Source organism: Rhodococcus sp. 21391 (assembly GCF_016772255.1).
GTDB classification, from domain to species: Bacteria; Actinomycetota; Actinomycetes; order Mycobacteriales; family Mycobacteriaceae; genus Rhodococcus_F; species Rhodococcus_F opacus.
Genome location: NZ_CP063782.1, coordinates 1401226 through 1416837, shown reverse-complemented (window position 1 = coordinate 1416837; position 15612 = coordinate 1401226). Strand labels below are relative to the sequence as shown.

Below are 15612 nucleotides of genomic sequence, written 5' to 3'. Positions count from 1 at the left end.
CTCTGATTTAGCTGATCTTTTCCAGTGCGACGCGGCCGCGCGCAACCTTGGCGAGGATGGATTCGGCGGTCGCGGTCCATTCGTACGGTCGGGGGCTTTCATTGTGGGCATCGAGGTATTCCTCAATGGAGGCGATGAGGTGCGGTACGGAGTGAAAGACCCCGCGCCGCAGAGCTTTATCTGTCAGCTCTCGGAACCAACGTTCGACGAGATTAAGCCACGAGGAGGAGGTGGGAGTGAAGTGCAGGTGGAACCGTGGATGCTTATCGAGCCAAGCCCGGACCTTCTCGTGCTTGTGGGTGGCGTAGTTGTCCAGGATCAGATGGATCTCCAAGTCCTTGGGCACCTCACGGTCGATGGTGCGCAGAAATCTCAAGAACTCCTGGTGACGGTGGCGCGGCAGGCACTGGCCGATCACCTTGCCGGTAAGGACGTCGAGCGCGGCAAACAAGGTGGTGGTGCCGTGACGCTTGTAGTCGTGGGTCATCGTCTCGCCGCGGCCCTTGATCATCGGGAGCGAGGCCTGGGTCCGGTCGAGGGCTTGCACCGACGACTTCTCGTCCGCGCACAACACGATCGCCCGCTCGGGCGGGTTCAGATACAGACCGACGACGTCGACGAGCTTGTCCTCGAATCGCGGATCATTCGACAGTTTGAACGTCTCGACCCGGTGCGGCTTGAGTCCGCGAGCAGACCACACGCGCTGGACGGTGTCCTTGGAGACCCCGACATACTCTGCCATCGTCCGGCAACTCCAATGAGTCTCGCCTTTCGGGCGGTAGTTCTGCGTCAGGTCCACGATCTCCTCGATCTTCTCCTGCGGGATCGAGGGCTTGCGACCACGACCCTTGCGCACCTCACCCAACCGCGCCATGCCGTCCTCGGCGAACCGCACCCGCCAGTTCGCCACCGATCCCGGCGATACCGACAACGCCTGCGCGATAGCAGTGTTAGCCAAGCCCTCGGCCGCCATCAACAACGCCTTGGCCCGCACCACCTCCCGATGTGCACCCGACTGCGAGCGCGCCAACGACTCGAGTACAACGCGCTGCCCATCGGAAATCTCCAAAGCTGGTACCGGGTTCCTCATGTACGGATTCTATCGAATCGATCAAGAATTATTTGCGAGACACACCACTAGCATCAGAGCCCATCCGAGGGCGCCGGCGCCGAGTTTGTTCTCGATCACGTGGTCGGCGACGACGTAGACCAGTGCGCCCGCGAACAGGGCCGCACCAGCCCCCCAGATGCCTTCGGTCTCGAACGCCGGCTGGAACAGTTCAGTGGAGACCGCGGCGACCATGGTGCCGGCCCCGAACGCCATCAGCGCGGCGAGGAGTGGTCTGGGCAGGTTGTACCGGAGGCCGACGCCGGCCCCGACCAGCAAAGGCAGTGCAGTCCCCAGTCCATACAGCACGGCAGTCAGCATGCGGGGGATGGTATCCGGACGTGCCTTCGGCGGTGTGAGGAGATAGTCGATGCCCGGGCCCGGATACATGAGCGCACCGCGTGCGTGACTGGCGGGGTTGTATGTGCGAATGGCGACACACCCCGCCAGCGGGAAGTGGTGGGGCGACGGTTTTCACATGGCCGGAGGACGGGTCACGCACGAGGCCGAGGAAGGGCGGGATTCATCTCAGGGTTCTGTTCGGTTCGCTCGCCGTGATTTGTGACCCCGCCCTGTGCGCAGACCTCCGCGCGGGGTGCACCTTCGCCGCCGCTACTCGGGGGAATCCTCTTTCATTGTCTGTTCGTGGGTGTGGAATGTGTTGGTGTGGGAATCCTTTCATCATGGACGTACACAATTCGGGTAAAGATGCTGCCCGGTGTGGCGGGAGGTTGCTCGAACTTGTCGGCGACCGCGAGGTGGAGGCTCTGGCGGACGAGGTCTGCCAGTTGACGTGCGAACGTGGGCGGGCCCTTTTCGAATCGGTGTTGGATTGGTTAGTGATGACGATCGCCGAGGTGGTCACCGCCCGGGCCGGTGTCACCCATGCCGTCGACAGTTTCGTTGCCGTGTTATTCATTGCGCACGATCAGCGGGGTCTCGGGCAGGAACTGTTGCCGATTCCGGCTCGGTGGCTGCTCGATTCGGTGCTGACGATCGCGGCGCACGGCCACCGGTCGCAGGCGCCGTTACCGGACGGTGGTGAGGCGTCGGTGCGGACCCAAATCCTCATCGATGCCGTGGTGTGGTTGGACTATCTCCTCGATGCCGACGCGGCGTAGAGGTGATTCGGCGGAACGGCCTACAAGGATGTGGAGCGGTGGAGAACATGAGCCCGCGGGTAGCCCCAGGCGCCGCCGCGGCGGCGGGCAGCGACCGGCAGATTTGGCCCTGCACCGACGATCGCCGCGTCGGCGCTCGGACCGGTCCGTGTGAGCAGGTTCGGGCATTCGCCTCCGGTGGTGTGCCGCAGTGGGCGCGGCGGCGTCGCGGACCGCGTGCGACTGCACCGGTGGTGCCGGTGTGGGCGTTGCTGGCCGCGGCACTGTCCCCGGTGATCCTGGTGGTGACCGCGACGGCGGCTCGGTGGATGCAGCCGCCGGGCTACAGCCCGTTGGGGCAGACACTGAGCACGCTGGCCGCCCATGGACACGGTCATGCCGTGATGACCGCCGGGTTCCTGGCGGTCGCCTGCTGTTACGTCGTCACCGCGGTGGGGTTGCGGGTGCTGCGGATGCCGGCCCGGATCACGCTGGCGTTGGCGGGCTTGTGCGGATTCGTGCTGACGGTGTTCCCGCCGGCGCCTCGGGCGGTGCCGGTGCACGTGGCCGCAACGGCGGTGGGGGCGCTGTTGATCGCGGTGTGGCCGATTCTGGTGATCTCCCGCGAACCGGACGCCGCGGCGGCGTGCCGGGCGCCGGTGGCGATCGCCGCGGCGGCGGTGCTGCTCGGGTTGCTGGGTTGGTTGGCCGGTGCCGCCATCGATGGGTGGTCGTTGCTCGGGTTGGCGGAGCGGGTGTGCGTGTTCGCCCAGCCGGTGTGGCCGCTGGCGGTCGCGATTACCTCGCGCGCATCGTCGCCGCACCCCGGGTCCGCCGAAGAATGAGGAGTGGGGGAGGCTCCGATGATCGCCGGTGAGCTGCGGACCGACACCGCCCCACCATCCGCCTCCCCGCGTGGCGGAAGTGACGCTCGATGCCGCGTCGGTAGTCCCGGAACGGGTCCGACCGCCGGCCGCCGTCACAATTCTCGGGCGTGCTCGTCGAGCCCAGGGATATTCCGCGGAGGCGGGCCGGGATCTCACCGTGTGTGGGGGCGGTGGACCAGCTCCCACATCCCGGGGCCGCGAGATGGTGCGGTGTCGGGGTAGCTCAGGGCGAGTGACTGCGCGTCGAACGCGGTGAACCAGTCCTGCCACCCGAGGTGCTCGAGGTTCGGGGTGCTCAGGCCGAGGAAGTCGATGCACAGTTGCGCGTCGCCGGTGCGGGCCGGGGGTGTGATGCGGGCGGGTGCGCCGTGGTGGGTTTGGATCCAGAGGCGGATCTCGTTGTGGTCGGTGGTCACGTGCCGACAGGTCATGACGGTGCTCCTCGTGTAGTTGTGGTGGGTAGGAAGGTTGTCCGTGCCGTGGGGCGACGGTGGACGCGGTGCGTCTGCCACGTGGCCGTTCTCGCCGATGGCGACAGTGGCAGAAGGCCGGTGGGAGGGTGAAGGGTTGGGTTGCCACGGCGGTGGGTCGTAGAGCAGTTCGGTGAGCGACCTTGTCGGGTAGGCACCGGCACGGGGTGATCGCGGCACCGTCGACGGTCGGGGCCGCGGGTGCGCTGTACGTCGATGTCGTTGTGGCGGAGCCGATGCGGGTTCACGGAGACGACCGCCGGTTTCGATCGTCGGTGTTCGTCGGTGCGGTGGCGCGTTGTTCCGGGGTGGGTCCGAGGTGGGGGAGTGTGGTGATACCGAATTTGTCTTTCAGGACCTGCCGGGCGGCGTAGTAGCCGGGCATTCCGTGGACGCTGGGTCCGGGTGGGGTGGATGCCGAGCACAGGTACACGCCGTCGAGCGGGGTGCGGTACGGGTTCCATTTCGGTGCGGGGCGGGCAATCATCCGGTACATCGACACCCGTCCGGCGGCGATGTCGCCGCCGCGGTAGTTGAGGTCGTGGGCGCTCAGCCGGGCGGCGGGAGTGCAGCGGGAGGTGACGACGGTGTCGCGGAAGCCGGGTGCGAATCGTTCGATCTGCGCGGTGATCGTCTCGGTGACATCGGTGTCGGAGCCGTTGGGGACGTGGGTGTAGGTCCACAGCGGCCGGGCCTCCCGATTGACCCGGGTGGGGTCGACGACGGCGGGTTGGCTGACCAGAACCAAGGGTCTGGGTGGGTGGTGGCCGGCGGCGATGGCGGTTTCGGCGGCGGTGATCTCGGCCCGGGTGCCGCCGCAGTGCACCGACCCGGCCTGCTGCACCCGCGGATCCGCCCATGGCACCGCATCATTGAGGACGAAGTCGACCTTCGCGATCCCGAGGCCGGGACGGTAGCGGTTGATCGCCCGCCGGTACCGGCTCGGCAGCCGGTTGCCGAGGATGTGGGCCAGCATCCAGGGGGAGGTGTCGAATAGATACGCTCGGGCCGGGGGCAGCAGCCGCCAGTCCGAGACACCTTGCTCGCAGTCGAGGTGTCCGCCGTGAGCGTGCAGGTCGTTGATCAGTGCGTTGGTGATGGCCTGGGAGCCGCCGGTGGGGATCGGCCAGCCGACGGTGTGGGCGGCGGAGCCGAGCAGCAGCATGGTGGCGGCGCCGGCGAGCGAGGGCATGGGGGCGGGGACGTGCCCGCCGATGCCGGTCAGCATCGCCGGCGCCAGGTCGTCGGTGAACCGGCGGTTCCATGCCCGGGTTCCTTGCTCGAGGACCCGGGTGGCGAAGCCGAGCGCGGTCCGAATCCCGGGCACGTCGCGGGCGGCGGGGGGAATCGAGCGCATGTCCCCGAGACAGAGGGCGACGAGGGTGGTGAAGTCGTCGACCAGCGGGTGCATCAGGTTCTGCCAGGCGGCGGCGTCGCCGGGGGTGCCGTATTCGGCGAGTTCGGTGGTCGTCCGTGTCAGGTCGGGGTAGGCGATCCCGGCGGGACGGTGGTCGAGCGGGTGGGCGTAGGACGCTGCGGGAACGTTGAGTTGGACCCCGCGGGCGGGGAGGTCGAAGGCGGTGAAGAACGGGGACGCGGCGGCCATCGGGTGCACCGCCGAGCAGAGGTCGTGCGGCAGTGCGGCGCCGGCGAGGGCGATCTCCTCGGTGCGGCACCCACCGCCGGGGGTGGGTTGGTCCTCGAGGACCTGGACGTCCAGTCCGGCGCGGGCGCAGAGGACGGCGGCGGCCAGCCCGTTCGGTCCCGATCCGATGACCACGACATCGTTGATGTGTCTGGGCATAATTTCTCCTGTACCGGGCGGGGTCAGTGGTGTGGGTGGCGCATCCGGCGGACGAGCAGGGCGAGGGCCACCGCGGTGGGGGCGGCCAGGAGCGCGGTCCGCGTCGGGACGGTGGGCCGGGACACCTCGGCCTGTGCCCGGGAGTCGGTGGGGTCGTCGCCGCGGATGGCGGCGGCGAGGACCTGCGCCCCGTGCAGAGGCGACGCGCCGGGGTGCAGGTCGCGGATCTGGGTGCGGCAACTGAACCCGTCGGCGAGCACCAGGGTCGAGGGGTCCGCTGTGCGGAGGGTGGGTAGGAGGGTGTCTTCGGCGCAGGCGACGGACACCTCGTAGTGCCCTTTTTCGAACCCGAAGTTCCCGGCGAGACCGCAGCATCCGGCGTCGAGGACGCGGGTGTCCACCCCGGCCGCTCGCAGGGCCTTGTCGTCGGAGTCGTAGCCGAGGACCGCGTGCTGGTGGCAATGCGGCTGGACCAGCGCCGCCACCCCGTGAAGCCTCGGTGGGGACCAGTCCGGTGCCTTCTGTTGCAGGAGCTCGCCCAGGGTGACGGTCTGTTGGGCGAGCCGGTGGGCATCTTCGTTGCCGTGCAACAACTCCGGCAGGTCCGAGCGGAACACCGCCGCGCAGCTCGGTTCGAGGACCACGATCGGGGTGCCGGCCCGCAGCGCGGGCGCCAGCACCGTCAGGGTGCGGCGGAGAACATGCTTGGCGGTGGTGAGTTGGCCGGTGGAGATCCAGGTCAGCCCGCAGCACACCGCCTGGGTGGGGACCTCGACGGTGAACCCGGCGGCCTCGAGCACGGTGACCGCATCGGCGGCGATCTGCGGGTCGAAGTTGTTGGTGAAGGTGTCCGGCCAGAGCACCACCCGTCCCCGGCTGCCGGGGCGGGGCGCCGGTGCTCGGCGGCGCCAGGTGGCGGTGAACCGCCGCCGCGCGAACCGAGGGAACGGCCGGCGGGAGTCGACGCCGCCGGCGGCCTCGAGCACCGTCTTCAGTCCGGGGGTGTGGGTGAGGTTGTTGATCAGGGTGGGTGCGACGGCCGCAATCCGGGCCCATAGGGGTATCGCGCCCATCGAATAGTGGGCGCGGGGCCGGATCCGCCGCCGGTAGTGGTGGGAGAGGAATTCGGCTTTGTAGGTGGCCATGTCGACGTTCACCGGGCAGTCGGACAGGCAGCCTTTGCAGGCCAGGCACAGGTCGAGGGCATCGCGGACGGCGACCGATTTCCAGCCGTCGGTGATGACCTCGCCCTGGAGCATTTCGAACAGCAGTCGGGCGCGTCCGCGGGTGGAGTGTTCCTCTTCGCCGGTGGCCCGGTAGGACGGGCACATCACCCCGGATTCGTGGCCTCGGCATTTGCCGACGCCGACGCAGCGGGCGGCGGCGCGGCTGAACCGGTGCTCGTCGTCGGGGTAGGCGAAGTGGGTGGCCGGTTCGAGCGGCAGGTAGTGGGTTCCTTGCCGCAGGTTTTCGTCGAGGCGGTAGGGGTGGACGATCTTGCCGGGGTTCATCCGGTTGTCGGGGTCGAAGAGTCGTTTGAGGGTTTCGAAGGCGGTGACCAGGCGGTCCCCGAACATGATCGGCAGCAGTTCCCCGCGGGATTGCCCGTCGCCGTGCTCCCCGGACAAAGATCCGCCGTAGTCGACCACCAGCTGGGCGGATGCGGTGGCGAAGGACCGGTACTTCGCGATGCCCTCGGCGGTGCGCAGGTCGAACGGGATGCGGGTGTGGACGCAGCCGTGCCCGAAATGCCCGTACAGGGACGCGGTCCCGTACCCGTAGTCATCGAGCAGCCTGCGGAAGTCGCGGAGGTAGTTGCCGAGGAAGCGGGGTGGGACGGCGGCGTCCTCCCAGCCCTCGTGGGTTTCCGGGTCGTTCGGCGGATAGGCGGTGGCGCCGAGGCCGGCCTCGCGGGCGGCCCATACCTGTTTCTCGTGGTCGGGATTGTCGAGGAGCTTTGCGTGCGGGGTGACCGAGTGCAGGTCGTCGATCATGGCCTGCGCTGCGCGGTCGGCGTCGTCTTTGGTGTCGCCGTTGAATTGCACCATCAGCCACGCGTTTCCGTCGGGGAGCTCCCGCAGGGCGGCGGCGGCGAGGTGCTGGCTGTGCTCGAGCTGCACCAACCGGTGGTCGATCCCTTCCAGTGCGGCCGGGGTGTGTTCGAGGATCTGGGGGACGGCGTCGGCGGCGGCGCAGATGTTGTCGAACCCGAGCAGGACCAGCGATGTCGCTGCCGGCACCCGCACCAGGGACAGTTCCGCCCGCAGGACGGTGACCAGGGTGCTTTCCGAGCCGACGAGCAGGCGGGCGACATGGAAGTTGTTCTCGGGCAACAGTTGGTCGAGGTTGTAGCCGGATACCCGGCGGGGGATGTCGGGGTAGCGGGCACGGATCTCGTCGGCGTAGGTGTCGGCCAGTTGACGTAGGCCGGTGTAGATGTCGGCGGTGCGGTCGCCGGTGGCGGTGATGCGCTCGAGTTCGGCTGGTGTGGTGGGGCCGACCCACATCCGGTGTCCGTCGTAGGTGAGGATTTCCAGGCGGCGGACCGAGTCGGCCATTTTCCCGTAGGCCTGCGCGGTGGACCCGCAGGAGTTGTTGCCGATCATGCCGCCGATGGTGCAGGAGACGTGGGTGGACGGTTTCGGGCCGACCATCCACCCCCACCGGGCGAGGTGGTCGTTGAGCGGGTCGAGGGCGATGCCGGGTTGCACCACCAGGGTGCCGGCCTCGGCGTCCAGGGATTCGATGTCGGTGCAGTGCTTGCTCCAATCCAGCACCACCGCGGTGTTGCAGCACTGCCCAGCCAGGCTGGTCGCCCCACCGCGGGAGAGGACTGGAACGTCGTGCTCGTGGCACACCGCGATCGCCGCCGCGGCGGCATCCGGGGTGCGGGGGATGACCACCCCGATCGGGACCTGCCGGTAATTGGAGGCGTCGGTGGAATACGCTGCCCGCGAACCGGGGTCGAACCGCACCTCACCGTCGACCGTCTCGCGCAGGCGCTGTTCGAGAGCCTGGAACAGGGGAGTGGTACGGGTGTGCTCGACGGTCACCGCAACCTCCTCGAGCCAGGAGCGGACAGAGCTTCGCAACATGCGGGAACCGGTGCGGCGAGGACGCGACCGGGGTAAGTCCTGGACATCGGTGTCGACTCCTTCATGTCCGGATCAGGCGATCTGGAACGGTGCGATGTCGGGTGCGCGCAGGGCAAGACCGTGCCCCGGAGCGTGCGGGTCCGGTCGCAGGGCACCGCCGGCGGGATTGAACGCGCCGTCGAAGAACCGCTGTTCGATCCGGACGTGGTCGTGAAACCACTCCAGGTGCCGCAGATTCGGGATCGCGGCGGCGGCATGGGCGTGCGCATGGGGTGCGCAGTGCCCGGAGATCTCCAGGTTGTGGGCGGCGGCGACGGCGGCCACCCGCAGCCAGTCGGTGATGCCGCCGCAGCGGGTGATGTCGGCCTGCAGGCAGTCCACCGCCCCGGCGGCGCACATCCGCTCGAAATAGGGCAGGTCGTAGCCGTATTCGCCGGCGGCCACATCCGGGCGCACGACCTGCCGGATCTCGCGAAGTCCGTCGAGGTCGTCGGAGGAGACCGGTTCTTCGAACCAGACCACATTCGCGTCGGCGGCGTTGGCGGCCACCCGGATCGCCTGTTTGCGCCCGTAGGCGCCGTTGGCGTCCACATACAGTTCGGTGTCGTCACCGATGACGCGGCGGGCCTGCCGGATCCGGTCGAGGTCCCGGTCGGTGCGGGTGCCCCAGCCTTCGCCGATCTTGATCTTCACCCGCGGAATCGACTGCTCCTGCACCCATTCGGACAGTTGCGTCTCGAGTTGGTGACGGTGATAGGTGGTGAATCCGCCGGACCCGTATATCGGCACCGTGTCGCGGGCGGCGCCGAGCAACCGGTGCAGCGGCACCGCGAGTAGCCGGGCTTTGAGGTCCCACAGGGCGATGTCGACCGCGGAGAGGGCGCACCCGGCGATCCCGGGGCGGCCGGCGTTGCGGATTGCCGCGGCCATGGTTTCGTGCAGGCCGGGCACTGCCGTCGGGTCGCCGCCGGTGATCAGGTCGGCGAGGATCCCGGTGACCACGGCCGCGGCCGCGGGGGGTGCGTAGGTCCAGCCCGTCCCGACCTGCCCGCCCGCGGACACCTGCGCCAGCACCATCGTGGTGGAGTCCCAGGTCAGGGTGCCGTCGGCCTCCGGCGCGTCGGTGGGGATGGTGTAGGCGGTCGCGGTCAGGTCGGTGATCGGGGTGTCGATCATGACGGATCTCGGCTCACGTGTTCTTGTGGGGGAGGAATTCCTGCGCCTTGGTCTTGATCCCGGTCTTGATGAACCCCCAGGAGTCCTCGTCGCCGCCCAGGACCGCGGCGGTGGCGGACTTGAACTGCTCCCACGTCGCATGCGGGGGGATCGGGGGCATGTTCGGGTCGGTGTGCACGTCCAGGACGGTGGGCCGGTCCGCCGACAACGCTGTCTCCCAGACCCCGGCGAGTTGATCGGGGCCGGTGACGGTGTCGCCGTGCAATCCCAGGGACGCGGCGAACCCGGCGTAGTCGACGTCCGGAAGGGTTTGCGACTCGGCGAATTTGGGGGACCCGGACATCGCCCGCATCTCCCAGGTGACCTGGTTGAGGTCGTTGTTGTGCAGGATCGCGATGATCAGCCGAGGGTCGTCCCACTGCCGCCAGTAATGCTTGACGGTGATCAGTTCGGCGAGCCCGTTCATCTGCATGGCGCCGTCGCCGGCGAAGACGATCACCGGGCGGCCGGGATGGGCGAATTTGGCGCCGATCCCGTACGGGACACCGGGTCCCATGGTTGCCAGCGTCCCGGACAGGGAGCCGCGCATGTTCCCGCGGAACCGCAACTGGCGGGCGTACCAGTTCGCCGACGACCCGGAGTCGGCGGTGACGATCGCATCGTCGGGCAGCCGGGGGGACAGTTCGCCGAACAGCCGCAGAGGGTTGACCGGATCGCCGTCCACCTGGGCTTGCATGTCCATCGTTTCCCACCAGCGGGCCACATTCGCCTCGATCTCCTCCCGCCAGGACCGATCGTCCTTACGGATCAGATGGGGGATCAGGGCGCGCAGCGCGGTTGTCGCGTCGGCGACCAGGTTGACCTCGTTGGGGTAGCGGATCCCGATCATCCGGCCGTCGATGTCGATCTGCACGCCGCGGGCCTGCCCGTACTCGGGCAGGAACTGGCTGTAGGGGAAGGACGACCCGATGGTGAGTAGGGTGTCGCAGCCGGTCATCAGCTCGTAGGACGGGCGGGTACCCAGCAGACCGATGGACCCGGTGACCCAGGTCAGTTCGTCGGAGAGCACGTCCTTGCCCAGCAGTGCCTTCGCGGCCCCGGCGCCGAGCAGGTCGGCGACCTGGGCGATCTCCTCGTGCGCGCCGCGGGCACCCTGCCCGACCAACATCGCGACCTTGCTGCCGGCGTTGAGGATCTCCGCCGCCCGCATGATCGCCTGATCGTCGGGGGTGGTGGTGGGCCAGTCGATACCGATGCTGGAGGGCACCATCTTGAACTCGTGGGTGGGCGGGGAGTAGTCGAGTTCCTGCACGTCCGCCGGGATGATCAGGGCGGTGGGGGCGCGTTGGGTCAGGGCCACCCGGATGGCCCGGTCGAGGACGTTGGGCAGTTGCTGCGGGACGGTGACCATCTGCACGTAGTCGCTGGCGACGTCCTTGTAGAGGCTGAGTAGGTCGATCTCCTGCTGATAGGAGCCGCCCATGGCGGTGCGGTTGGTCTGCCCGACGATCGCGACCACCGGGACGTGGTCGAGTTTGGCGTCGTAGAGGCCGTTGAGCAGGTGCACCGCGCCCGGCCCGGAGGTGGCCATGCACACCCCGACCCGGCCGGTGAACTTCGCGTAGCCGACGGCTTCGAATGCGCACATCTCCTCGTGCCGGGCCTGGACGAACTGCGGCCGGTTGTCCGCGCGGGCCCAGGCGGCGAGGATGGCGTTGATGCCGTCCCCGGCGTAGGCGAACACGTGCTCGATCCCCCACGCGCGCAGGCGTTCGAGTAGGTAGTCGGCGACGTTCTGGCTGGCCATCGGTGGTCCTCCTCGCGGCAGGTGCGACGTCTTCGGCCCGGCGGGGGTCGGCCGGCTGGGGCGTCTGACCGACACGGGATCGACGTCCCGCGACGTGACGCGGTCCGCGCCGGCTCGCAGGGTGTGGCCTTCTCGAGCGGCGGACGTCCTCCTCCATCTGTACGCGCAAAGGTTGCGATAGCGCAAGGGCTGAGGCAAAGTTTCGCCGATCTCGACGGCGGCCCCGCGGCGGTCGCACATTCTGAGATTTTCCTGATCAATCCGAGTTCACGGTTTGAGCGTCCGGTCATCGGGAACTCGATTCGACGACAGTTGTTTGCGAGCGCGCAAAGATTGCGATGTGAAGGGTGGTTCGATGGTGACCACGGCCGGTGCGCTGTTTCCCCCACACGTGCTGCGGGAGTATTCGTTGATCGCCGACGGTGAGCGCGGCGCGTTGATCGGCCCGCGCGGGGACATCGCGTGGTTGTGCGTGCCGACCTGGCACGACGACGCGGTGTTCTCGGTGTTGCTCGGTGGTCCCGGCGTCTACGCCCTCGCGCCGACCGACCGGCGGTTCACCTGGGGTGGGTACTACGAGCACGGCACGCTGATCTGGCGCAGCCGCTGGGTTACGACCACCGGCATCGTCGAATGCCGTGAGGCGCTCGCCTTTCCCGGCGACCGGCACACCGCGGTCCTGCTGCGCCGGGTCCTGGCCGTCGACGGCGACGCGCAGGTCACGGTGCGACTCGACGTGGCCGCCGACTTCGGTGCACATCCGATGCAGCAGATCGGCCACCGGGACGGGATCCGGACACTGCGCGCCGGGCCCCTGCAGGTGCGCTGGTCCGGGGCGCCGGCGGCGCATCACCGCAGCGGACGGCTCGAGGCGGTTCTCGACATCCCCGCCGGCCATCATCACGATCTGGTCCTCGAGATCGGCGACAACGCCCTGCCCGGTACCGTGCCGGACCCAGGCCGGTTGTGGGAGCGCACCGAACACGCCTGGCACCAGGAGGTTCCGCGGATCGACGGATCGCTGGCCGACCGCGACACCCGGCACGCCTACGCGGTACTGCGCGGGCTGACCAGCAGCACCGGGGGCATGGTCGCCGCCGCCACCACCGCCCTGCCCGAACGCGCCGAGCAGGGCCGCAACTACGACTACCGGTACTGCTGGATCCGGGACCAGTGCTACGCCGGACACGCCGTCGCCGCAGCCGGTCCGCTGCCGCTCCTCGACGACGCCGTCGGCTTCGTCAGCGACCGCCTGCTCGCCGACGGCCCCGACCTCAAACCCGCCTACACCGTCGGCGGGGGCCGCGTTCCGGACGAGACCACCCTCGATCTGCCCGGCTATCCGGGCGGTGACGCCCGCACCGGAAACTGGGTCAACGACCAGTTCCAACTCGACAATTTCGGTGAGGCGCTGCTGCTGCTCGCCGCCGCCGACCGCCACGACCGGCTCGACCGCGAGCACTGGAAGTCCGCCGAAATCGCGGTGGCGGCGATCGAGCACCGCTGGCGACGCCGCGACGCCGGCATCTGGGAACTCCGTAACGAGCATTGGGCGCACTCGCGGCTGATCTGCGCGGCCGGGCTGCGGGCGATCGCCGCCGCCGCCCCGGCCCCGCAGTCGGCGTCCTGGTCTCATCTCGCCGACCGGATTGTCACCGACACCGCCCGAGATTGCGTGCACCACACCGGCCGGTGGCAACGCACCCCCCGTGACGAGCGGGTCGATGCGGCGCTGCTGCTGCCGGCGCTCCGCGGGGCCCTGCCGGCCTCGGATCCGCGCACCACCCGGACCCTGGCCGCCGTGCGTAGCGAACTCGGCCGCGACGGCTACGTGTACCGGTTCCGCCAGGACGAGCGGCCCCTCGCCGACGCCGAAGGCGCGTTCCTGCTCTGCGGGTTCCTCCTGGCCCTGGCCGAACACCAGCAAGGCCGCGACATCGACGCGGTGCGCTGGTTCGAACGCAACCGGGCCGCCTGCGGCTCCCCGGCCCTGTTCACCGAGGAATTCGACGTCATCGAACACCAACTGCGGGGCAACCTGCCGCAGGCGTTCGTCCACGCACTGCTGCTCGAATCCGCGCACCGCCTCGCCCGCCCGTGGCCGGCGGACCCCTGAAAATCCCTTGCCGCCAGGAACTGCCACGCCCGAAAGGAACGCCCACCATGAGCACACCGGCACCCGGACGCGTCGTCGTGATCACCGGCGCCTCCGGCGGCATCGGCCGCGCCGTCGCCCGCGCGTTCGCCGGCCGCCACGACCAGATCGCCCTCCTCGCCCGCGGAAAGAAGGGCCTCGAAGGAGCCGTTCGGGAGGTGGAGGACGCCGGGGCAATCGCGCTGGCGGTGCCCACCGACGTCGCCGACCCCGACCAGGTCGAGGCCGCCGCCGACCTCGTCGAGAACACCCTCGGACCGATCGACATCTGGGTCAACGTCGCCTTCACCTCCGTCTTCGCCCCGTTCACCGACATCTCCGCGGCCGAATACCGCCGGGTTACCGAGGTCAGCTACCTCGGCTACGTCTACGCCACGATGGCCGCGCTGCGCCGCATGCGGCCCCGGAATGCGGGCACGATCGTGCAGGTCGGCTCCGCACTCGCCTACCGCGGCATCCCGCTGCAGAGCGCCTACTGCGGCGCCAAGCACGCCATCCAGGGATTTCACGAGGCACTGCGCTGCGAGTTGCTGCACGAGGGCTCGAACATCCGGGTGACGATGGTGCAGATGCCCGCGGTCAACACCCCCCAGTTCTCCTGGGTGCTCAGCCGGCTGCCCCACCACGCGCAGCCGGTGCCGCCGATCTTCCAACCCGAGGTCGCCGCCCGCGCCGTCCTCTACGCCGCCGAGCACCCCGCCCGCCGCGAATACTGGGTCGGCGCCAGCACCGCCGCCACCCTCGCCGCCAACGCCATCGCCCCGGGTCTGCTCGACCGGTACCTCGCGGCCACCGGGATCTCCTCCCAGCAAACCGACCAGCCCCGCGACCCGCAGCAACCGACGAATCTGTGGCACCCCGCCGACGACCCCGACGGCCACGACTTCGGCGCCCACGGCATCTTCGACGCCCAAGCCCACACCCGCAGCGGGCAACTGTGGGCCTCCCAGCACCACGGGATCCTCGGCGCCGCCGCCGGCCTGCTCGCCGCCGGCGCCGCCACCGTCCTTACGGCCCGGCGGCGACGATGACCGCCCGCACCCTCGTGGTAATTCGAGTCGGTTACGGGCTGCTGCAACTGAGCGCCCCGAACCTGGTGCCCGCCCGCCTACTGAGACGGCCGCTGCGCCGCCGCGACCAGCTGGTGCTGCGGCTACTCGGCGCCCGGCATCTGCTGCAGGCCGCGGTCACCACCGCGCTGCCCACACCATCGGCGCTGCGGTGCGGCGCGAGTGTCGACGCCGTGCACGCGGCCAGCATGATGGTCGCCGCGTGCGATCGGCGCCGCCGCCGGACCGCGATCGCAGAAATGGTGTGCGCCAACGGTTTCACCATCGCCGGTGTGCGGACCGCACACGCCTGCGCCGACAGCACGCTCAGTGGGCGGGCGGCCACAACAACGTGAGCACATCACCGTCGATCGGCTCGCCCGCGGCGGCGGCGAAGCGGCGCAACGCGGACGCCAACGCATCCCGATCCTCCGGTGTCATCCGCTCCAGGACCCCCGAAATCGCCTCCCGGCGATGGGTGCTGACCCGATCCACCAGCTCCTGCCCGGCGGCGGTGAGCGTCAGATTCAGATTCCGCCGATCCTCCGGGGCATCGCGCCGATCCAGCAACCCGGACTTGATCAGCCGGTCCACCGCCCTCGAGGCGTTGGAGGGATTGACTCCCAGCGCCTCGGCGACCGCCCCCAGATTCAGCGGCCCCCGGGTGTCGACCATCACCAGAATCCGCAGGTGCGGCACCGTGACGAGATCCTCGACCTCGGCGACCGAGGCCGCCGCGATCCCCACCAGCGCCCGCGACGCCCACAACACCGCCTCCACCTGCTCGGTGAACCGTTGCCCCGACTCCGCCTGCTGTCCCCGCACCGCGCTCATACCCAAATCCTGCACCCGACCATTGCGCAACCGCAACCATTGCGCGTTGGATGGTAGGTGGGCTCTCCCCGCAACTACCTCGCCTGCCGGCAGGCGCAACCATCCGGGACCACCTGCCTCTCGCGGC

Annotated in this window: 12 protein-coding genes and 1 pseudogene; 5 read left to right on the top strand and 8 right to left on the bottom strand. The window is 69.3% G+C overall.

Annotation, left to right across the window (positions count from 1 at the left end):
- Positions 1–7 precede the first annotated feature (7 nt).
- Both GO592_RS41405 and GO592_RS41400 read right to left on the bottom strand, forming a co-directional pair.
- Positions 8–1090 (bottom strand): IS630 family transposase, encoded by a 1083-nt coding sequence (locus GO592_RS41405; protein WP_011599198.1) that lies wholly within the window; start codon positions 1088–1090, stop codon positions 8–10.
- A 48-nt stretch (positions 1091–1138) separates the two neighbouring features.
- Positions 1139–1429: pseudogene (locus tag GO592_RS41400) on the bottom strand (hypothetical protein); the annotation flags it as partial.
- Positions 1430–1791: 362 nt separating this feature from the next.
- On the opposite strand from GO592_RS41400, the gene GO592_RS41395 reads away from it, so the two are divergent.
- Positions 1792–2229 carry a hypothetical protein gene (locus GO592_RS41395; protein WP_039950952.1) on the top strand — a complete coding sequence of 146 codons (438 nt, stop codon included), beginning with the start codon at positions 1792–1794 and terminating at the stop codon, positions 2227–2229.
- Between the two features lie 47 nt (positions 2230–2276).
- Complete coding sequence (locus tag GO592_RS41390; protein WP_011599196.1) at positions 2277–3053, top strand: DUF998 domain-containing protein; 777 nt, start codon at positions 2277–2279, stop codon at positions 3051–3053.
- Between the two features lie 194 nt (positions 3054–3247).
- Here the strand turns inward: GO592_RS41390 and GO592_RS41385 are convergent, their stop codons facing one another.
- The 5 genes from GO592_RS41385 to GO592_RS41365 all read right to left on the bottom strand — a co-directional run bounded on the left by GO592_RS41385 (position 3248) and on the right by GO592_RS41365 (position 11447).
- Positions 3248–3526, bottom strand: coding sequence for a hypothetical protein (locus tag GO592_RS41385; protein WP_007296727.1), 279 nt, complete (start codon positions 3524–3526; stop codon positions 3248–3250).
- A gap of 283 nt (positions 3527–3809) precedes the next feature.
- Complete coding sequence (locus GO592_RS41380) at positions 3810–5369, bottom strand: phytoene desaturase family protein (RefSeq protein WP_007296728.1); 1560 nt, start codon at positions 5367–5369, stop codon at positions 3810–3812.
- Positions 5370–5392: 23 nt separating this feature from the next.
- Positions 5393–8464: an FAD-binding and (Fe-S)-binding domain-containing protein gene (locus GO592_RS41375; RefSeq protein WP_011599194.1), complete on the bottom strand. Its 3072-nt coding sequence runs from the start codon at positions 8462–8464 to the stop codon at positions 5393–5395.
- A 72-nt stretch (positions 8465–8536) separates the two neighbouring features.
- On the bottom strand, positions 8537–9640 hold the full coding sequence (locus GO592_RS41370; protein WP_007296730.1) for an enolase C-terminal domain-like protein: 1104 nt from the start codon (positions 9638–9640) through the stop codon (positions 8537–8539).
- 13 nt (positions 9641–9653) lie between these two features.
- Positions 9654–11447, bottom strand: coding sequence for a thiamine pyrophosphate-requiring protein (locus GO592_RS41365; RefSeq protein ID WP_007296731.1), 1794 nt, complete (start codon positions 11445–11447; stop codon positions 9654–9656).
- Positions 11448–11802: 355 nt separating this feature from the next.
- Here GO592_RS41365 and GO592_RS41360 point away from each other — a divergent pair, with 355 nt between their 5' ends.
- The 3 genes from GO592_RS41360 to GO592_RS41350 are packed head-to-tail and all read left to right on the top strand — an operon-like array spanning position 11803 to position 15007.
- Positions 11803–13563 carry a glycoside hydrolase family 15 protein gene (locus GO592_RS41360; protein ID WP_011599193.1) on the top strand — a complete coding sequence of 587 codons (1761 nt, stop codon included), beginning with the start codon at positions 11803–11805 and terminating at the stop codon, positions 13561–13563.
- A gap of 47 nt (positions 13564–13610) precedes the next feature.
- A complete protein-coding gene (locus tag GO592_RS41355) occupies positions 13611–14633 on the top strand; it encodes an SDR family oxidoreductase (RefSeq protein ID WP_007296733.1) in 1023 nt (340 codons plus the stop codon).
- Entirely contained in the window at positions 14630–15007 is a 378-nt protein-coding gene (locus GO592_RS41350; RefSeq protein WP_007296734.1) for a hypothetical protein, read from the top strand. The genes GO592_RS41355 and GO592_RS41350 overlap by 4 nt, the downstream gene beginning before the upstream one ends.
- Here GO592_RS41350 and GO592_RS41345 read toward each other — a convergent pair.
- Positions 14979–15485 (bottom strand): MarR family winged helix-turn-helix transcriptional regulator, encoded by a 507-nt coding sequence (locus tag GO592_RS41345; RefSeq protein ID WP_007296735.1) that lies wholly within the window; start codon positions 15483–15485, stop codon positions 14979–14981. The two genes, GO592_RS41350 and GO592_RS41345, sit on opposite strands and share 29 nt — an antisense overlap.
- Positions 15486–15612 lie beyond the last annotated feature (127 nt).